Source organism: Polaribacter glomeratus (assembly GCF_002954665.1).
Classification (GTDB): Bacteria; Bacteroidota; Bacteroidia; order Flavobacteriales; family Flavobacteriaceae; genus Polaribacter; species Polaribacter glomeratus.
This window is the reverse complement of record NZ_MSCM01000001.1, coordinates 697786-718499: the sequence shown is the minus strand read 5'-3', so window position 1 is coordinate 718499 and position 20714 is coordinate 697786. Positions and strand designations below refer to the sequence as shown.

Sequence of the window (20714 nt, the reverse complement as noted above, 5' to 3'; positions counted from 1 at the left end):
ATGAAAAAGAATATTATTGCTTTTTTGTTACTTTTTATTGCCTATTTTTCTTTTGGTCAAGATAATAAAAAGCCTTTTTTTAAACCAACTAAAATTGGTTTTTTATACAATTATGGTACAAATGAAAATTTTATAAATAATGATCCTGATTATACGTATGATACAAATACTTATAAACTACAGGCTTTTTATAAATTAGGAAACTGGAAAAATTTTGATTTCGAGTTAATAGTGCAACCACAAGTTCAGTTTTTGAATCATCAATTATTAAATGAGCAATTCGTAACTCCGGATGAAGAAAATTACCAAGATAAAAGAACAGAATTCACAAAAGAAAAAATCATGAATTTGTATGCGTTGGAATTTGGTTTTGCTGTAAAAAAACAAATAACAGCCAAATTAGATTTTCAAACAACTTTAAGTTTAGGTTTTTCTGTGATTGACAAAAGAACCGAACGCTTGGCAAAAGGGTTTACGTTTATAGAAAACCTCTCATTCGGATTTTCTCATGAAACTTTCTCGAATTCTTTCATATATCTAGGAACTAATTTTGGCCATGTTTCTAATTTAAATTTTCAAAAACCAAATAACGGGTACAATATTTTAGGTTTGGAAGTTGGGTATTCTTATGCTTTAAACTAAAAGTAAACCAATTTCATATATTTAAAAAGCAAAAAAAATCTCATACATTTTAAAACGTAAGAGATTTTTTTAATAATTTTTTAGATGCTTTGTTTTTAATAAGTAAAAACTAAAAATGCTTTTTTAATTATTTACCTAACCAAGAGTTTAACATCCAAATTGTTTTTTCTTGTTCAGCTATAAAATCGCTCATCATAGAATTTGTTCCTTCATCGTTTGTTTCATCAGAAAGACTTAATATACTTCTTTCTATTTTTAATAATTCTGATAACGAATTTACAACCAACTCTACGCCTTCTACATCATTAGAAATATCTTTACCAACTGGCACAGAAGCTTCATTTATGTAATCTTGAAAAGTATGTAAAGGTTTGCCTTGTATCGTTAAAATACGTTCTGCAATTTCATCAATTTTAACTTGAGAATCTGTGTAGAACTCCTCGAACTTTACATGCAGCTCAAAGAAATTTTTTCCTTTAATATTCCAATGTAAACCTCTTAAATTTTGATAATATATTTGAAAGTTTGATAATAAACCGTTTAATTTTTCTACTAAATTTTGAGTTTCTTTTTTGTCTAAACCTAAAATATTTTTGTCCATTATGATTGTTTTTTAATTAAGTTCAAATTTAGGAGAAATTTAAGAAGAAAAGCCATAATTATAATTGATAGTTTTAATATCTTTATCAGATATAACTATAAAGATGACCATAACCCAATTAAAATACGTTTTGTCAGTTGCAGAATATCAGAATTTTACAGTAGCTGCAGAACACAGTTTTGTTACACAACCTACACTGAGCATGCAAATTCAGAAGCTAGAAGACGAATTAAGTGTTAAGATATTTAATCGTTCTAAAAAACCAATCGAACTTACAGAGGTTGGTAAAAAAATTGTTGAACAAGCAAAAGTTATTGTGGATGAAAGTAACCGAATTTTAGATATTGTACATCAACAAAAAGGATTTATTGGTGGTGAATTTAAAATAGGAATTATACCAACTGTAATGCCAACTTTATTACCCATGTTCTTGCAAAACTTTACAAAGAAATATCCAAAAGTAAAGTTGATTATAGAAGAATTAACTACCGAAGATATTATTAGAAAATTAACAGACGGTCATATAGATGCTGCCATTGCGGCAACTCCTTTAGAAAATGAAGCCATTAGAGAAAGACCTTTGTATTACGAACCTTTTGTTGGGTTAATTCCGCAAAATCATAGATTGTACAATAATAAAACCATCACTGCGGATGAATTAGAAATTGAAGATATTTTGTTATTAGAAGACGGCCATTGTTTTAAAGATAGTATACTTAATTTATGTAGAAATCATAAAATTGATAACAAAAAAGGATTTCAGTTAGAAAGTGGAAGTTTTGATACACTAATAAAACTGTCTAAAGAAGGTTTAGGAATGACGCTTTTACCCTATTTACATACGTTAGATTTAAATGAAATAGACAAATCTCATTTACGTGAATTTACAAATCCGCCACCGGCGAGAGAAGTGAGTCTAATTTATCATAAATCGCAATTAAAGATGCAATTAATAGAAGCCTTAAAGAAAACGATTGATGGTGTAATTAGAGGTGCTATTTCTTTTTCTGATGTAAAAATTATAAGTCCGTTGCAGAAAAAATAAATACCTGTAAACTAATTATTTAGAATAGAAATCTTAAAACCTTATTTTTGAAAAAACTAAAAAACCTAATCTAAATTTATTTTAGATTAGGTTTTTTTATACTTATTAAAATTTGAGTCTCAATATATTTTAAGAATACATTAATTCACGTAATTCCTTAATTTTTGGATCTGATAAATAATCATCAAAAGTTGAATATCTATCTATAATTCCTTTTGGTGTTAATTCAATTACTCGGTTTGCAACAGTTTGTGCAAACTCATGATCATGCGTAGAAATTAAAACAGTTCCTTTAAAGTTAATTAACGAGTTATTTAAGGACTGAATAGATTCTAGATCTAAGTGATTTGTTGGCTCATCCAAGATTAAAATATTAGCTCTTTTCATCATCATTCTAGAAAGCATACAACGTACTTTTTCTCCTCCAGAGAGCACATTACTTTTCTTTAAAGCTTCTTCACCAGAAAAAATCATTTTTCCTAAAAATCCACGTAAAAAAACTTCTTCACGTTCTTCTTCTGTTTGAGCATATTGTCTTAACCAATCTACTAAATTTAATTCTCCGTTTTGAAAGAAGGATGAATTATCTAATGGCAAATAAGATTGAGTTGTAGTAACTCCCCAAGAAAACTTACCAGCATCGGCTTTTTCGTTACCAGTTATAATTTGATAAAAAGCAGAAATTGCTCTAGAGTTTTTAGAAATAACGGCAATTTTATCGCCTTTATTTAGATTAATGTGCACATTGTCAAATAATTTTTCTCCTTCAAATTCTTTTGACAAACCATCAACTGTTAAAATTTGATCACCAGCTTCACGGTCTCTATCAAAAATAATTGCAGGATAACGTCTACTAGAAGGTTTAATATCTTCTACATTTAATTTCTCGATCATTTTTTTACGAGAAGTTGCTTGTTTAGATTTTGCAACATTGGCAGAAAAACGACGAATAAATTCTTCTAGTTCTTTCTTTTTATCTTCCGCTTTTTTATTTTGTTGTGCTCTTTGTTTTGCTGCTAACTGACTAGATTCATACCAAAAAGTATAGTTTCCAGAATAATTATTTATTTTGCTATAATCGATATCAGAAATATGCGTACAAACTGAATCTAAAAAGTGTCTGTCATGCGAAACTACAATTACACAATTATCAAAATTTGCGATAAAATTTTCTAACCATTCAATAGTTTCAAAATCTAAATCATTGGTAGGCTCATCCATTATTAACACATCTGGATTGCCAAAAAGCGCTTGTGAAATTAACACACGTACTTTTTGTTTACCATCTAAGTCTTTCATTAATGTAAAATGCAAGTCTTCTGTAATACCCAAATTAGATAACATGGCAGCTGCATCAGAATCTGCATTCCAACCATTCATCTCTTCAAAAATTATTTGAAGTTCACCTATCTTATCTGCATTTTCATCAGAATAATCAGCATACAAATCATCAATTTGCTTTTTAATTTTAAACAGCTCTTTGTTACCCATCACAACTGTTTCTAAGACTGGGAATTCATCAAAAGCATAATGATCTTGGGATAAAACAGACATTCTTTTTCCTTTTTCTAAGTGAACTTGACCCGAAGTTGGATCTTGTTTACCAGAAATAATTTTTAAAAAAGTCGATTTACCCGCGCCATTTGCACCAATAATTCCATAGCAATTTCCTTGAAGAAATTTTGTACTTACTTCATCGAACAAAATACGTTTTCCAAACTGAACGGATAAATTAGAAACTGATAACATAATTGTATTTTAAATTTCTGCAAAAGTACTAAATTGTTTCTCTTTTCTTGCCTGATTTCTAATGGTTTTTGTAAAAAAAAGATGTTAAAAATTAAATACTACTTATACTATTTTTAACAGGGTATTAACAACTGAAGCAACGTTGAATACTTAGATTTGTAGTGCGTTTTTACCCACAAGCAATTATGATAAAAAAATTAATTTTCTATTTATCTTTCATCTTTTTATTAGCGTTAATTGGTTGTAACTCTAGTAAAGAAGAAACATTAACATATTTTGGGGGCAAAATTATAAATCCCAAATCTAAATATGTGGTCCTTTTTTCTTTAGATAAAGTAATCGATACTTTTTATTTAGATACAGAAAATAAATTTCTTGGTAAATTAAAAAATGCAAATGAGGGTTTATATTACTTTTTTCACGGTAATGAAAACCAATATATTTATTTAGAACCAAAAGATAGTTTAATGCTGCGTTTAAATACGTGGGATTTTGATGAGTCTTTAGTTTTTGCAGGTGAAGGTGCTGAAAGAAATAATATTTTGTTAGATTGTTTTTTAGAGGATGAAAAAGAAAAAAAAGCTTTTTATGAATTTAACAAACTAGAGCCAGCAAATTTTAAAAGAAAGGTTGATTACTTAGCAAAATTAAAACTAGAAACGTATCAAGATTACGTGGAAAATCACTCAACCGAAACTAGTGGTTTTAAAGAAATTTTAAAAGTGGCACTTACGTATCCTTTATATGAAAGAATAGAAAAATATCCTATCATTCATGCTAAATATTCTGAATCTGGCAGCTTCCCAAAGCTAGATAAATCCTTTTTTACATATAGAGATCAAGTTAAAATAGACAAAGATTCATTAATGTATTTTCCTCCTTACTTTAGATACGTTAGAACTTATTTATATAATAAAACGTATGCGTTAGGACATCCTTCTGTAAAAAATAAATATTCTTCTAAGTTTACCTCAGACTTATTAACTATAATTGACAAAAATATTACTTCAGAACTTTCTAAAAATGTATTGTTAAAGCAAACAGTTATTAGCCATTTTTACAACAAATCGAGCTGCGAAATTAATGAAGATCCTTTTGACAAATTTTTTGAGTTCAGCACAAACGAAAAAGACAAAAAGCAGATTCAACAGATAATAAATGACTCTAAAGCTGTTAAAAAAAATAATACGTTGCCCGATTTTAATGTTATTGATTTTGCAAATATAGAAAGACCAATAAGTGAAATTATAAAAGGTAAAAACGCGCTCCTTTTCTTTTGGAATGATGAATACTATTCAGAAAATTACATAGCTTCAAGAATGGCCTATTTGTCAAAAGCAAACCCAACAATAACTTTTATTCAAATAAAGATTGATGGTATAAAAACGGTTAACATTGAAAATACAGATGTAACAAACCAATATTATATAGATGCAAAAAGCGTAGCAAATACTTTTTTAACGAGTAAAATGCCACGCTGTATTTTAGTAAATAAAGCCCAAAAAGTAACAAATGGTTACGCATCTTTTTCTTCTTTTAACATAAACCCTTATTTAAAGGCACTTAGCGAAAATTAATTAATTCTTTTTTAGTGCATTATATCTTTAATTTAAAGTACCTTTGCACGATTTTAAAATTGAGATAGCTCAATATAAATCAAGTCCAAGAATTATAATCAGATTTACAGGTGGGCGTTCTGTGAATCTACAAAAACACAGTAATGTCAACATTTAAAGAATTAGGTTTAAAAGAACCTATCATTAAAGCATTAACAGATTTAGGTTATGAAAACCCAACTGTTATTCAAGAACAAGCAATTCCACAAATAATTACTTCTAGAAGCGATTTAAAAGCTTTTGCGCAAACAGGAACTGGTAAAACAGCGGCTTTTAGTTTGCCTATACTAGAACTTTTAGACACTAGTAGTAATAATGTACAAGCAATTATCTTATCACCTACAAGAGAACTAGCCGTTCAAATTGGTAATAATATTAAAGATTTCTGTAAATATTTAAAAGACGTTAACGTAACGACTGTTTATGGAGGATCTAGTATGGAAGAACAAATTAGATCTCTAAAAAGAGGGTCTCAAATTGTTGTTGGTACGCCAGGTAGAACCGTAGATTTAATTAACAGAAGAGCTTTAAAACTAGGAAACGTTAAATGGTTAGTCTTAGACGAAGCTGATGAAATGTTAAACATGGGTTTCAAAGACGAATTAGATAAAGTTTTAGAAGCAACACCAGATACAAAGCAAACCTTATTATTTTCTGCAACTTTTCCAAGAGAAGTAGAATCTATTGCTAAAAACTACATGACAAAGCCGGTCGAAATTACTTCTGGCGAAAAAAATGCAGGATCTGATAATGTAAGTCATGAGTTTTATTCTGTTACAGAAAGAACTCGTTACCCAGCTTTAAAAAGGATTGCAGACTTAAACCCTGATATTTATGCAATTATTTTTTGTAGAACTCGTAGAGAAACTCAAGAAGTTGCAGACAATTTAATAAAAGATGGTTACAGCGCAGATTCTTTGCACGGAGATTTATCTCAAGCACAAAGGGATTCTGTAATGGGTAAATTTAGAAAAAAATCAATTCAGATATTAGTAGCGACAGACGTTGCTGCTCGTGGATTGGATGTAACTGAATTAACACACGTAATTAACCATAAATTACCAGACCAAATAGAAAACTACACACACAGAAGTGGTAGAACTGGTAGAGCTGGTAACACAGGTATTTCTATTGTTTTAGTAAACGGAAAGGAAAAAGGAAAGTTAAGAGCAATCGAAAAAATTATTCAAAAGAAATTTGAAGAAGGAAAAGTACCTTCTGGAAAAGAAATTTGTCAAAATCAATTAATGAACTTAATTGATAAAGTAAATAATATCGAAGTAAATGAAACTCAAATTAATGAGTTTTTACCAAGTATTTATGACAAATTAAAAGATTTAGATAGAGAAGAGCTAATCAAGAAATTTGTTTCTTTAGAGTTTAACACCATGTTAGCGTATTATGAAAACGCTAAAGATTTAAACGATTTATCTAGAGATAATTCTAGATCTAGAGATACAGCAGATAATATGACGCGTTTCTTTATCAACATTGGTAGAAAAGACAGTTTAAACCCTGCTAAATTAATTGGCTTAATTAATGATCAAAATATTGGTGATAAAATAGAAATTGGTGCAATTGATATTTTAGATACTTTCTCTTTCTTTGAAATTGATAAAAATTTCGAAGACAAAACATTAGAAGCTTTTTCTTCTAACCAACCAGATTTTGACGGTCGTTCGGTAAACATCGAAATTACTAAGAAAGATCGTTCTGGCGGTGGCGGTGGCGGCCGAAGAGGTGGTAAAAAACCTTTTGGCAAAAAAGATGGTGGTTTTGGAAGACGTAAAAGTTCTGAAGGTTCTTCATCTTCATCTGAAGGAGGTAGAAAAAGAAGTGATCGCCCTTCGGATAGACCAGACAGAGGTTCTGCTGACAGAAAAACTGGTGGATTTGGAAGAAGACGTAGAGAAAGATAAACTACAAAAATATACTTATAAAGCCTCACATTTTGTGAGGCTTTTTTTATTTTTGAGTTTTTAAATAAGCAATAACTGCTTTTCTAATATCAAAAGCTAGCTCGTTCTTTTTTGGATTGTAAACAGAAAGTACTTCTTTGTTTTCTGATGATAAAAAAGGTATATCAAATCCTTGTAATAAATAATCAGAAAAAGCAACTGTGTAGGTTTTTTTAATATCTAATTCTTGGTTTTTAATAAACCACTTCTCATCTACTTTCTCTGCATTAAACCTCTGTAAGTATGCTCCTGTTCCTGCAGCTAAAAGGCCGTAATCTAAAACACGTTTTAACAATCTACCTGTAATCTCAACTTTAAATATTGCGCCACCATAAGGTAAAACTCTAAAAATATCTACCGCATTAATATCGCCTACTAATTCATCATCAATTCTAATAGAACCACCATTTACAATAGCACAATCAACTTTATCCTCAAAAGCAAAAGACATCGATTTTGTAATAATTGTTCCTAAATTGGTTTTTTCACTTCTTATTTGAGTGTCTCTTCCATCCAAAGGAATTTTAGTTTTGTAAATAATTTCATCAGGATTTTCTATAATATCTTTGATTTGTGTTTTTAAAATATTTTGCCATTTAGTAACAACTAATCCAACTTTTTTGTCACTTTTAATTGATGCGTTTATCTCTTTTAATTCTGATTTTACAATAGTTTTCTTTGTCTTTTTATCATAAAAAATTCTATGGATATAAGCAGTTTTTGCGTTTGCATCTGCTTTGGAAATAATTACATTTCCTATTTTATCATAAGAATTTGTATGTTCGTGACCACCCATTATTAAAGGTAAATTAGGTAGTAATTTTGCAATTCTTTTATCATTTGTTAGTTTGACATGCGTTAAACCAAAAACAACATCTACAGAATCTTTTATAGCTGCGTAAGAAGCGCGCGCTTTTACAAACATATTTCCGTATTCTACATATTCTACCGGGTTTGACGGAATGCAAACACTTATGAAACCGACCTTAATTTTGGTGCCATCTTCGTCTGTAAATTCCTTTATAAAAGTTTCGCCTAAAGAAATTTGTTTTCCTTCCACTTCTTTGTAAAAAGGAATTGATTTTTCTTTTGTTTTTAATTTTACGTTGGCAGATATCCAAGGAAAATTACTTTCATTTAATCGTTTTTGTAAATCTTGTTGCGAAACATCAAACTCATGGTTTCCAAACGCTACTAAATCAACATTCATGGCATTCATTACTTCTACCATTTGTTTACCACGAACTCTTTCACCGTCTACTTTTATAGTTCCCAGTAAAGACGGATTTAAAAAATCGCCAGCCATAAACAACATCGTGTTTTTATTTTCCTTTAATAATTCTTGATGTACCGTTTCTACTCTTGCCAATCCACCAAATTCTCCTCCTTGAATTGGTCCAATTTCATACACATCGTTAATTTGTAAAAAAGTGAACTCAATTTTATTATCCTGCTTCTTACAAGAAAAAAAAAGTGCAATTGATAATATATATAAGAGTGATTTTATAATTTTCATTTTAAATTGTTTTTTGATTTCGACAGTTCTGAACTAGATACGTTTTTAAATTATAGTTTTAAACCTTACATAAAAACCTCTAAAGCTTTGTTATACGCGCTTTCAAAACTCATGGGTTTTATATTTGTATCAGCTTTTGCCGCAGTAAAATAACTTACTAATTTTTCTGTTGGCATATTGCCCGTTAATTCATCTTTCGCCATCGGGCAACCACCATAACCTTTAATTGCACCGTCAAAACGGTTACAACCTGCTTTAAATGCTGCATCTACTTTTTCGTGCCATTTATCTGGCGTTGTATGCAAATGCGCGCCAAACTCAATTTCTGGATATTTTGGAATTAAATTCGAAAATAAATACGAAATTACTTCTGGAGTAGAACTACCAACAGTATCTGAAAGCGATAAAATTTTTACGCCCATTTTAGAAAGTTTCTCTGTCCATTCACCCACAATATCAACATTCCAAGGATCTCCACAAGGATTACCAAAACCCATTGATAAATAAGCAACCACTTCTTTCTTTGATTTCTCAGCAATGTTTAAAATTTCGTCTAATGCTTCTATTGATTCCGCAATCGTTTTATGTGTATTACGCATTTGAAAGTTTTCTGAAATTGAAAAAGGATATCCTAAATAATCAATTTCTTCAAATTGTGATGCATCTTCTGCGCCTCTTACATTTGCAATAATTGATAACAATTTACTTTGCGTTCTAGACAAATCTAATTTTGCTAAAACAGCCGCTGTATCTCGCATTTGAGGTATGGCTTTTGGCGACACAAAACTGCCAAAATCGATGGTATCAAAACCAACTTTTAATAAGGAATTAATATACAATGCTTTTTTTTCTGTGGATATAAAATGAGATTTTATACCTTGCATTGCATCTCGAGGGCATTCTATGATTTTGACTTTTTTCATCATCTCAAATATAGATAAAGTAATGTTGTTGCAAAATAATTTAACCCAATTATTATCCCATTTATAGTAAATTCGCTTTCAAATGAGTAAATCAAAAATAATATTACCCATAATTGTTATTTCGCAATTTTTTTGCACGTCTTTATGGTTTGCAGGAAATGGTGTTATGAGCAATCTTATAGAAGCGTTTCACTTAGAAAAAAATGCGCTTTCTTTACTAACTTCTGCTGTTCAATTTGGCTTTATAACGGGTACATTCGTATTTGCACTGTTTACAATTGCTGATCGTTTTTCGCCTTCAAAAGTGTTTTTTATAAGTGCTCTTCTTGGTGCTCTTTTTAATTTGGGATTCATTTTTGAAAATCAAACTTTAATTAGTTTGATTAGTTTGCGTTTTTTAACAGGATTTTTCTTGGCAGGAATTTATCCTGTTGGAATGAAAATTGCCACTGATTATTACAAAAAAGGATTAGGGAAATCTTTAGGATATCTAGTAGGAGCTTTAGTTTTAGGAACTGCTCTACCACATTTATTAAAAGATATGTTTATACAATCCTCTTGGAAAAGTGTTTTAATTACAACTTCTTCATTAGCCGTATTTGGCGGATTATTAATGTTGTTATTTGTTAAAAATGGGCCCTTTAGAAAAGCTAGCATAACATTCAACTTTTTAATCTGCTTTCACCTTTTTAAAAATGTAGGTTTTAGAAAAGCTGCCTTCGGATATTTTGGCCATATGTGGGAATTGTATACTTTTTGGGCTTTTGTGCCTATTTTGCTAATTACATATCAAAATCTGCATCCAGAAATTACCTTTAATATTTCTATTTTATCATTTGTAATTATTGCAAGTGGCAGTATTTCTTGTGTTATTGGAGGTTATATTTCTCAAAAAATAGGCGTTAAAAAAACTGCTTTTAGCTTCTTATTATTGTCTTGTATTTGTTGTATTGCTGCCCCTTTTCTATTTCAAGTTGCAAATAAAAGTTTATTTATCGCTTTTTTACTGTTTTGGGCAATGGTAGTTATTGCAGATTCGCCCTTATTTTCTAATTTAATTGCGCAAAATACACCCTCAAAAAACAAAGGTACCGCTTTAACTATAGTCAATTGTATTGGGTTTTCAATTACAATTATTAGCATTCAAGTTATAAGTAGCTTATTCAATTCTACAAACTCAAATTTGGTTTTTTCAGTTTTAGCAATTGGTCCTATTTTTGGTTTGATAAGTTTAATAAATCAATCTAAATTTTTAAAACCATCGATTATCATCCTAAAATAGTTGTTTAAAACACTCTTTATATTAAGAGGAAACTCACTTTTTGTCTCATTATTTTCTGTCAGAAAAAAAACTTAAAATACAACACAATACTGCTTTTTGTTAATACGTCGTTAAAAACTGAGTAATTATAGAAGGAGTTTTCTTTTTTGTGTTATTTTTGACCGAACTTAAAAATAAAAAAATGGCAAATATTACACTAAAAGGAAATGCAATAAATACAATTGGTACTTTACCTAAAACCGGTAGTAAAGCAGCTGATTTTAAATTAACTGCTGTAGATTTATCAGTAAAAAATTTAAAAGACTATGCTGGTAAAAAAATTATTTTAAATATTTTTCCAAGTGTAGATACTGGTACTTGTGCTGCTTCTGTAAGAGAATTTAATAAAAAAGCAGCAGATCTAAAAAACACAGTAGTTTTATGTATTTCTAAAGATTTACCATTTGCTCAAGCCCGTTTTTGTGGTGCAGAAGGAATTGAAAATGTTATAATGCTTTCTGATTTTGCTACTGGTAGTTTTGGAAAAGATTATGAAGTAGAAATTACAAACGGACCCCTTGCCCACTTACATTCAAGAGCTATTGTTATTGTTGATGAAAACGGAAATATAGTTTATACAGAACAAGTTCCTGACATTGTTGATGAGCCAAATTACGAGGCTGCCTTAAAAGCAATTTAATTTATGAAAAATCCTAATGATGGTTATTTAAGAGGAAGATTAAGGAGTTTAAAGTATGCCTTTAAAGGTTTTTATATTTTGATTACAACAGAAGATAGCATAAAAGCTCAGTTATTTTTTGCCTTAATTGCAACGATATTAGGATTTTATTTTAATATTTCTGATACTGAATGGTGTTTACAATTTATTGTTATTGGTTTAGTTTTAGTAGCAGAAGCAGCAAACACGGCTATTGAAGAATTAGCAGATTTTGTACACCCAGAGTATCATATAAAAATTGGTTTGGTTAAAGATATTGCCGCTGGTATACCAACCTTTGCCGCACTTATTTCTTTAATTGTTGCTGGTTTTATCTATCTACCTAAAATTTTATTGTTATTTTAAACAAAAAAGTATCTTTACTTTTTAAAAGTATAATTAAATTTTAATGGCCAAAAAGAAATTAAGTACCAATAAAACAACTGCTAAGAAAGTAGAAAAAACGAATATTTTTTCATACCTAAAATCAAGGCAATCAAAAACATTATTCTCGTTATTTTTAATATTATTTGCTGTCTTTTTATCTATAGCCTTTATTTCATTTTTATTTAACTGGCAAGACGATCAAAGTACTTTAAATTATTTAACTGATAAAACTGTTAAAAGTAAAAACCTTTTAGGCAAAATTGGCGCTAATCTTAGTAGCTTTTTTATTTATGAAGGTTTTGGGCTTGCTGCTTTTATTATTCCGTTTCAAGTTTTTTTAACAGGATTTCATATCCTTTTTCAAAAGAAATTTGCTAGAATAATTATTTCTTGGAATTGGGGTTTACTATCACTACTATGGATTTCTGTTACTTTTGGGTTTTTAAACACGAAGTATGCCCTTTTATCTGGCGTTATTGGTTTTGAAATTAATAATTACCTGCAAACTTTTATAGGAAAAACTGGATTAATAATCGTTTTAACATTCACTTTAATTACTTATTTAATAATTCGTTATAAAGTTTCATTTGATGTTTTATTTGAAAAAATGAAACAAAAAAGACTAGAAAAAGAAGCTGCTAGCTTTGAATCTGAAAGTCTAGATACACCATCAGAAAAAATTATAAAGGATTCAAGTGCAGAGTCTATCAACTTAAAAAAAGACAAAAAATCAGAATTTGAATTATCGCTAGAAAACTTAAAACCAACTATTGAAAAACACTCTGATGTTTCCTCTAAAAATAAAGGTATTGTTTTACAAATTGAAAAAGACCCTGAACTACTTGTTGAGGAAACAGTTAAAGAATTAGAAATTGATATTGAAGAAACGGAAGAAGAAGAATCATCTACCGAAAATTTATCAGATAAAATATTAAAAGACTTTGGTGAGTTTGACCCTACTTTAGAGCTATCAAACTTTAAATTTCCAACCTTTAACTTATTAAAACAATACAACGAAAGTATCTCAATTGATCCGCAAGAATTAGAGGCAAATAAAGACCGAATTGTAGAAACGTTAAAAAACTATAAAATTGGTATTGCAGAAATTAAAGCTACTGTTGGTCCTACCATTACTTTATATGAAATTGTTCCTGAAGCAGGAATTAGAATTTCGAAAATTAAAAATTTAGAAGATGATATTGCTTTGTCTTTATCTGCTTTAGGAATTAGAATTATTGCGCCAATTCCAGGAAAAGGAACCATTGGTATAGAAGTACCCAATAAAAAATCGACCATTGTTTCTATGCATTCTGTAATTTCGTCAAAGAAATTTCAAGAATCACAAATGGAATTGCCTATCGCTTTGGGTAAAACAATTTCTAATGAAACTTTTGTGGTAGATTTAGCAACAATGCCACACCTGTTAATGGCAGGTGCTACCGGTCAAGGAAAATCTGTTGGATTAAATGCTGTTTTAACATCACTTTTGTATAAGAAACACCCTGCAGAAGTCAAATTTATTTTGGTTGATCCGAAGAAAGTAGAATTAACTTTATTTAATAAAATTGAACGTCATTATTTGGCAAAATTGCCTGATGTAGAAGAAGCTATCATTACAGATACAACCAAAGTAGTACACACATTAAATTCTTTATGTATTGAAATGGATAACAGGTATGACTTGTTAAAAGCTGCCATGGTAAGAAATATAAAAGAGTATAACGTTAAGTTTAAAAAACGTAAATTAAACCCTAATGACGGGCATCACTTTTTACCATATATTGTATTGGTAATTGACGAATTTGCAGATTTAATTATGACTGCTGGTAAAGAGGTAGAAACCCCAATTGCACGTTTAGCACAATTGGCTAGAGCAATTGGTATTCACTTAATAGTAGCAACACAAAGACCTTCTGTAAATGTAATTACAGGTATAATTAAAGCAAATTTTCCTGCAAGAATTGCATTTAGAGTTACTTCAAAAATAGATTCTAGAACCATTTTAGATTCTGGTGGTGCAGATCAACTAATTGGACGTGGAGATTTACTATATACTGCTGGAAATGAAATAAATAGAATACAATGTGCTTTTATTGATACTCCCGAAGTTGAAAAAATTACAGATTTTATTGGCTCTCAAAAAGCCTATGCCGATGCTTATTTACTACCAGAATATGTAGATGATGAAAGTGGCACAAGTATTGATATTGATATTGCAGATAGAGACAAACTGTTTAAAGATGCAGCAGAACTTATTGTAATAGCACAACAAGGATCTGCTTCATTATTACAAAGAAAATTAAAACTAGGCTATAACAGAGCTGGGAGATTAATTGATCAATTAGAGGCCGCTGGTATTGTTGGTGGTTTTGAAGGAAGTAAAGCAAGACAGGTTTTAGTGCCCGATTTTGTAGCATTAGAACAATTATTAGAAAACGAAAAGAAACAATAAACGCTCGAAAAAAATCGAGTTCACAATTACTAAATATGAAAAAAATAACAACTTTATTTTTAAGTTTATTTATAACAACAATAGCTATTTCTCAAAACGCTAAAGGTGCAAAATCTTTATTAGAAGAAGTTTCTACAAAAATGGGAGCTTACCAAAACATGTTTATCGGTTTTAGCCAAACTTTAAGCAATTTAGATGCAGGAATTAAAGAGGGTGATGAACCACCAATAAGAGGTGAAATTTATTTAAAGGGAGAAAAGTATAATTTAAAATACTTAGGAAATGATTTTATGTACGATGGTATAAAACTGTATGTAATTAATAATGATGAAAAAGAAATTTCGATTACAAATGGTGATTTAGATGGTGATGACGGCTTTATCTATCCTTCAAAATTATTAACTTTTTATAAGGAAGGTTATAACTTTAAAATGGGAAAATTACAAGATGTAAATGGTAGAAAAATTCAGTTCGTGACACTAAATCCTATAGATAGTAATTCTGATATCGTTAAAGTAGAGTTAGGTATAGATGCTAAAACAATGCATATTTACAAACTAATACAAACAGGTTCAAATGGATCTAAAACCACGTTCACAATTACTGACTTTAAAAGTAATCAACCATTATCAGATTCTTTTTTTAAGTTTGATAAAAAGAAGTATTTAAGCCAAAAATACACGATAGATTAATTATTTCAATTAACAGAAAATTAGTAGCATCTTAATAATTAAGATGCTATTTTTACGTTTTATGAAAATTTTAGATAAATACCTTTTAAAAAGTTTTTTTAAACCTTTTATAGCTACATTTCTAATTGTACTTTTTGTACTAGTGATGCAGGCTTTATGGCAGGCGTTCGAAAATATTGCAGGTAAAGGAATTAGCCTTATTTTTATCTTAAAGTTTTTGTACTATACAACTTTAATGATCATACCGCAGGCATTGCCAATTGGTGTTCTACTCTCATCAATAATGGCCTTGGGAAATTTGGGTGAAAACTACGAATTTGCCGCAGCAAAATCTGCAGGAATCTCTCTGCAACGATTGGTAAGACCAATTGGGATTTTAGCAATATTTTTAAGCGGTATCAATTTCTTGTTTTTAAATAATGTCTATCCTTATGCTGTATTTAAGCAAATAAATTTAAAGCAGAACATAAAAAAGAAACAACCAGCAATGGCTTTAATTCCTGGAAGTTTTAATGCAGATTTACCAGGTTATCAAATAAAATTTGATGAAAAATATGGTGAAGAAAAAAACCTGCTAAAAAATGTATTAATCTATGACTTAAAAGGAAATAGAGGAAATCAGAAAGTAATAACAGCAAAAAGAGGAAAAATAATTACAGAAGAAGGAAGTAGATATATGACCTTTATTTTATATGATGGTAATTATTATGAAGAGCATGTAAAATCTGCAAGAACATCAATTAAAAGATCAAAAATGGCAGCTTCTAACGCCACTTTTAAAGAATATGAATTTAATATTGATATTGGTAATGCCCTAGATGAAGGTGGCCTGGATTCTTTGAGTAGTAAAGGCTACCCAATGATGTATAGCTTAAAAGAAATTCAAGATACCATACCAAAGTTAAAAGAAAGTTATTACGAAACATTAGATATTAGAGCTAAAAATATTTTTTTAAGCACACAAGCTAATGAATTGTATAAGTATCCCGATTCCTTAAAAAATAAAAAATTAGAGAAAAGCACAATTCAGAACTTTCAAGACCAAGAAAAAGTTACGATATTAAATTCGGCTATTGCAAAAACAAATAGGGTTGTTAGTAATTTAAAAAACAATAATCTTACTATAAAATGGAGAAGAAAAATATTAAACTTTTACGATACAGAATACTACAATAGGTTTGCATTTTCTCTGTCTTGTATTATTCTCTTTTTTATAGGTGCGCCTTTAGGTTCTATAATTAGAAAAGGTGGTTTTGGCTTGCCAATGATATTAGCAATTGCCGTATATGTAATCTATTTCTTTGCAAATACATTTGGTAAAAATTTAGCAGAAGAAAGTACCATAACCTCATTTTTAGGATCTTGGATTTCTGCAATTATTATGATACCTGTAGCAATATTATTAACCAGAAGAGCTACAAAAGATAAGGGAATATTTAATTTAGATTCCTTTTTACAACCAATTATAAATTTGTTCAAAAAAATTATACCAAAAAAAGGTACGAAAATATGACAGCACAAAATTTACAAAAAGACACACAATTAAATACCATAGAGGAAGCAATTAATGACATCAGAAATGGTAAAATTATTATTGTTGTTGATGACGAAAATCGTGAAAATGAGGGTGATTTTTTAGCAGCTGCAGAAAAAGTTACCTCAGAAATGGTAAACTTTATGGCAATGCACGGTCGTGGTTTAATTTGTACACCATTAACAGAAAACCGTTGTAAAGAATTAGAACTAGGAATGATGGTGCATAACAACACCGACCCTATGGAAACGGCTTTTACAGTTTCTGTTGATTTACGTGGTAAAGGAGTTACAACCGGTATTTCGGCTGCAGACAGAGCTTTAACAATTAAGGCGTTAATTGACCCAGAAACAAAACCTTTTGACTTAGCAAGACCTGGTCATATTTTTCCTTTAAAAGCTAAAGAAGGTGGCGTATTACGCAGAACTGGGCATACAGAAGCAGCTATAGATTTTGCTCGTTTAGCTGGCTTAAAACCTGCAGGTGTTATTGTAGAAATCATGAATGATGATGGCACGATGGCACGTTTACCACAGCTTTTAAAAGTAGCCAAAAAGTTTGATATTAAAATTGTATCTATAGAAGATTTGGTTGCTTACAGAATGGAGCATGATTCTTTGATTGAAAAGAAAGAAGATTTTGAAATTGAAACTCGTTTTGGAAAATTTAGATTAAGAGCTTACGAACAAACAACCAATAACCAACTTCATATTGCATTAACAAAAGGCTCTTGGACTAATGAAGAAAGTGTTTTAACAAGAATAAATTCTACTTTAGTAAACAATGATATTCTTGGTACTTTAACTAATAATGCAGATAAAAAATTAGACCAAATGTTTCAAGTAATTAATGAAGCAGAAAAAGGGGCTATTTTATTTATTAATCAGCAAAATGAATCTAAAAATTTATTGAGTAGATTATCCGTTTTAAAAGAAAATCAGAAAAACGGCGAGTTAAAAGCTCCGGCAATTGGAATGGATCAAAGAGATTTCGGAATTGGCGCACAAATTCTGCACGATTTAAACATTAGTAAATTAAAACTGATAACAAATACAGAACAAACCAAAAGAGTTGGTATGATCGGTTATGGATTAGAAATTGTAGATTATATAAGTTATTAAAAAGAAAAATAGGAAATGTAAAAATTGAAGGTTAAAAAAAATAGGCAACAGTATTTAAAAATGAAGCACTAATTTATACTTTCACTTAAAAAAAGTTGACTAATTTTAAAACACTTTTATCTTAACAGACAGGATTTTTCTCTAGCTTACTGTTTAATTTTTTACTGATAAAATACCAGTTATGATTATAATCTTAACTGGTATTTTATTTTAGAAGGTTACAAATCATTGTTGATTAATTTTTATAAAATACTACGGATAAATAATTTAGGGTGTTTATAAAACCTTTTAGCTAACAAAAAAATTACAAGTTGCTGATTAAAAGCCAAGGTTCAAAAAATAAATCAAAAAAGCGATATCTAATTCAGTATCATTATTAAAAACTTTATAGCTATTTTATAAATGCTAAAAATTGGTCAGTGTTTCCTCAAAATTCTTAATTTGAGAACTAACGAATTGAATCAATGTAGTTTAGATTACCGCTCCAATAAGTATTCACATCTGCAAAAATTAGCTTTTTTACTTTTAATCTACTAGTTTTAAAATGATTCTAAGCTTTTTTCTTTATTTTTTTAAATTACAATTCTTTATAAACAATAACACTAAATAGAACTCAAAAACAGTTATATTAAGCATATAAAAAAATATTTCGCTTTCTTTCAGACAATAGATAAAGTAACTTTATTTCTTGGCATTAAACTTGCTCTAAATAATGTTATAATTTGAATTTATAATTTTTAAAAAAATAAACATTAAAATGTCTAAAACACATATCTACTTAATGCCTGGACTAGGCGTTGGTCCTGGAATTTTTAAAAAGCTTACCCTAAACCCAGAGTTCGAATTGCATTACTTAGAGTGGAAAAAGCCTATTTCGCAAGAAGAATCTCTCGTTAATTACGCCATGAGAATGGCCGATGATGTTAGGCATAAAAATCCTGTTTTGATTGGTGTTTCGTTTGGTGGAATTTTGGTGCAAGAAATGAGTAAGTTTTTAGATACTAAAAAAATTATTATTATCTCTAGTGTTAAATCTAAAAATGAATTCCCAAAGAGGTTTAAATTTGCAAATGCTAGTAAAATTTACAAACTTTTTCCAACAAGTATTGTTACTAATTTTGACAATTATAGTAAATTTTTTATTGGAAAATACCTTAGAAAAAAAGCAGAAAACTACAAAAGGTATTTAACAGTTAAAGATAAAACGTATATAGAATGGTCTATTCAAACGGTTTTAAATTGGAAACAAGAAAAACCAATTGGTCCTATTTTACATATTCATGGTACAAAAGACAATGTATTCCCTATTAAACACATTCATGATTGTGAGCAAATCATTGATGGAGACCACGCTATGATTATTATAAAAGCAAAAAATATATCAGAAAAAATTAATAATTATTTAAACTGAGAACTAAAATTAGAGTACTTTTAATCATCAAATTTCAAACTAAAATGAGTAAAACTTTCAAAATAATTTCGGTAATAAGCGTCATTTCTGTAATCTTTTTATGCGTTAGCGCTGGTAATAAAAATGCTGAGAATGTTGTTGTAAATGACCCAAAAATTGGGACACATATAAACTATAAAATACAAGCACTAAAACTACCTACTAACTTAAACCTTGCAGGAGAAAGAGTTCCTCTAGAAATTGCAGATGTTAAAGAACGAATGGAAAGAGAATTACTAGTAAACACCTATTGGCAATCTAATGGTTTGTTACTCTTAAAACGTGCTAATAAATATTTACCTATTATAGAACCTTTATTAGCAAAGCACGGTTTACCTGATGATTTTAAATTCCTAGCATTGGCCGAAAGTGGTTTTACCGATGAAACATCATCTGTTGGCGCGGCTGGTATGTGGCATTTTATGAAGGAAACGGGTAAAGAATATGGTTTAGAAATAAACGATAATGTTGATGAAAGATATCATATAGAAAAATCTACAGAAGTAGCTGCAGAGTATTTAAAAAATGCCAAAGAAAAATTTGGCTCTTGGACACTTGCTGCTGCATCATATAACGCTGGTGTTTACGGGATATCTAGAAGAATAAAAGAACAAGAAGTTACCAATTATTATGATGCCCTTTTACCAGATGAAACAGAGCGCTATATTTTTAGAATTATCGCTCTAAAAGAAATTATAAACAACCCTGAGAAATACGGTTTTGTTTTTGAACAAGAAGATTTATATACGTTACCAAAAACGAATACAATTAAAGTTGATACTGCAATTTCAAATATTACAACATTTGCAAAAAGATATGGTTTAAACTACAAGGAATTCAAGATTTTGAACCCTTGGTTGAGAGAAAATAAACTGAACAATAGCAGTAGAAAAGTATATGAAATTAAAATTCCTGTAAAATAATTATTCGATAATATTCTTAACTCTACCAACGAGACCGGATTCTAATTGCACTTTAATTCCATGAGGATGTGTAACTGATTTAGTCAATATTTTAGCAACAATTCCTTGCGTTAGTTCTGGCTCAAT

Annotated in this window: 18 protein-coding genes; 13 read left to right on the top strand and 5 right to left on the bottom strand. The window is 29.5% G+C overall.

Annotation, left to right across the window (positions count from 1 at the left end):
- A complete protein-coding gene (locus BTO16_RS17790) occupies nucleotides 1-642 on the top strand; it encodes an acyloxyacyl hydrolase (protein WP_245891952.1) in 642 nt (213 codons plus the stop codon).
- 127 nt (nucleotides 643-769) lie between these two features.
- On the opposite strand, the gene BTO16_RS02995 is transcribed toward BTO16_RS17790, so the two are convergent.
- Nucleotides 770-1243 carry a Dps family protein gene (locus BTO16_RS02995; protein WP_105020166.1) on the bottom strand — a complete coding sequence of 158 codons (474 nt, stop codon included), beginning with the start codon at nucleotides 1241-1243 and terminating at the stop codon, nucleotides 770-772.
- A gap of 103 nt (nucleotides 1244-1346) precedes the next feature.
- On the opposite strand from BTO16_RS02995, the gene BTO16_RS02990 reads away from it, so the two are divergent.
- On the top strand, nucleotides 1347-2288 hold the full coding sequence (locus tag BTO16_RS02990) for a hydrogen peroxide-inducible genes activator (protein WP_105020165.1): 942 nt from the start codon (nucleotides 1347-1349) through the stop codon (nucleotides 2286-2288).
- Between the two features lie 129 nt (nucleotides 2289-2417).
- Here BTO16_RS02990 and BTO16_RS02985 read toward each other — a convergent pair whose 3' ends face one another.
- Nucleotides 2418-4037 carry an ABC-F family ATP-binding cassette domain-containing protein gene (locus tag BTO16_RS02985; RefSeq protein ID WP_105020164.1) on the bottom strand — a complete coding sequence of 540 codons (1620 nt, stop codon included), beginning with the start codon at nucleotides 4035-4037 and terminating at the stop codon, nucleotides 2418-2420.
- Nucleotides 4038-4222: 185 nt separating this feature from the next.
- Between BTO16_RS02985 and BTO16_RS02980 the strand changes: the two genes are divergently transcribed.
- Nucleotides 4223-5614, top strand: a complete 1392-nt coding sequence (locus BTO16_RS02980) for a hypothetical protein (RefSeq protein WP_105020163.1) — start codon at nucleotides 4223-4225, stop codon at nucleotides 5612-5614.
- A gap of 143 nt (nucleotides 5615-5757) precedes the next feature.
- Complete coding sequence (locus BTO16_RS02975; RefSeq protein WP_105020162.1) at nucleotides 5758-7572, top strand: DEAD/DEAH box helicase; 1815 nt, start codon at nucleotides 5758-5760, stop codon at nucleotides 7570-7572.
- Between the two features lie 46 nt (nucleotides 7573-7618).
- Here BTO16_RS02975 and BTO16_RS02970 read toward each other — a convergent pair whose 3' ends face one another.
- A complete protein-coding gene (locus BTO16_RS02970) occupies nucleotides 7619-9127 on the bottom strand; it encodes a bifunctional metallophosphatase/5'-nucleotidase (protein WP_105020161.1) in 1509 nt (502 codons plus the stop codon).
- Between the two features lie 65 nt (nucleotides 9128-9192).
- Nucleotides 9193-10050, bottom strand: coding sequence for a hydroxymethylglutaryl-CoA lyase (locus BTO16_RS02965; RefSeq protein ID WP_211298194.1), 858 nt, complete (start codon nucleotides 10048-10050; stop codon nucleotides 9193-9195).
- Between the two features lie 82 nt (nucleotides 10051-10132).
- On the opposite strand from BTO16_RS02965, the gene BTO16_RS02960 reads away from it, so the two are divergent.
- The 9 genes from BTO16_RS02960 to BTO16_RS02920 all read left to right on the top strand — a co-directional run bounded on the left by BTO16_RS02960 (nucleotide 10133) and on the right by BTO16_RS02920 (nucleotide 20588).
- Nucleotides 10133-11332 (top strand): MFS transporter, encoded by a 1200-nt coding sequence (locus BTO16_RS02960; protein ID WP_105020159.1) that lies wholly within the window; start codon nucleotides 10133-10135, stop codon nucleotides 11330-11332.
- Between the two features lie 181 nt (nucleotides 11333-11513).
- Nucleotides 11514-12011 carry a thiol peroxidase gene (tpx, locus tag BTO16_RS02955; RefSeq protein ID WP_105020158.1) on the top strand — a complete coding sequence of 166 codons (498 nt, stop codon included), beginning with the start codon at nucleotides 11514-11516 and terminating at the stop codon, nucleotides 12009-12011.
- A gap of 3 nt (nucleotides 12012-12014) precedes the next feature.
- Complete coding sequence (locus tag BTO16_RS02950) at nucleotides 12015-12395, top strand: diacylglycerol kinase family protein (protein WP_105020157.1); 381 nt, start codon at nucleotides 12015-12017, stop codon at nucleotides 12393-12395.
- Between the two features lie 43 nt (nucleotides 12396-12438).
- Nucleotides 12439-14868: a DNA translocase FtsK gene (locus BTO16_RS02945; RefSeq protein WP_105020156.1), complete on the top strand. Its 2430-nt coding sequence runs from the start codon at nucleotides 12439-12441 to the stop codon at nucleotides 14866-14868.
- A gap of 35 nt (nucleotides 14869-14903) precedes the next feature.
- A complete protein-coding gene (locus BTO16_RS02940) occupies nucleotides 14904-15560 on the top strand; it encodes a LolA family protein (protein WP_105020155.1) in 657 nt (218 codons plus the stop codon).
- 61 nt (nucleotides 15561-15621) lie between these two features.
- Complete coding sequence (locus BTO16_RS02935) at nucleotides 15622-17073, top strand: LptF/LptG family permease (RefSeq protein ID WP_105020154.1); 1452 nt, start codon at nucleotides 15622-15624, stop codon at nucleotides 17071-17073.
- Entirely contained in the window at nucleotides 17070-18215 is a 1146-nt protein-coding gene (gene ribB / locus BTO16_RS02930) for a 3,4-dihydroxy-2-butanone-4-phosphate synthase (RefSeq protein ID WP_105020153.1), read from the top strand. The genes BTO16_RS02935 and ribB overlap by 4 nt, the downstream gene beginning before the upstream one ends.
- Before the next feature lie 757 nt (nucleotides 18216-18972).
- Entirely contained in the window at nucleotides 18973-19626 is a 654-nt protein-coding gene (locus BTO16_RS02925; protein ID WP_105020152.1) for an alpha/beta hydrolase, read from the top strand.
- A 44-nt stretch (nucleotides 19627-19670) separates the two neighbouring features.
- Nucleotides 19671-20588 carry a lytic transglycosylase domain-containing protein gene (locus tag BTO16_RS02920; RefSeq protein ID WP_105020151.1) on the top strand — a complete coding sequence of 306 codons (918 nt, stop codon included), beginning with the start codon at nucleotides 19671-19673 and terminating at the stop codon, nucleotides 20586-20588.
- On the opposite strand, the gene BTO16_RS17785 is transcribed toward BTO16_RS02920, so the two are convergent.
- Nucleotides 20589-20675, bottom strand: coding sequence for a DUF2196 domain-containing protein (locus tag BTO16_RS17785; protein ID WP_317045803.1), 87 nt, complete (start codon nucleotides 20673-20675; stop codon nucleotides 20589-20591). It abuts the gene before it with no gap.
- Nucleotides 20676-20714: the final 39 nt, after the last annotated feature.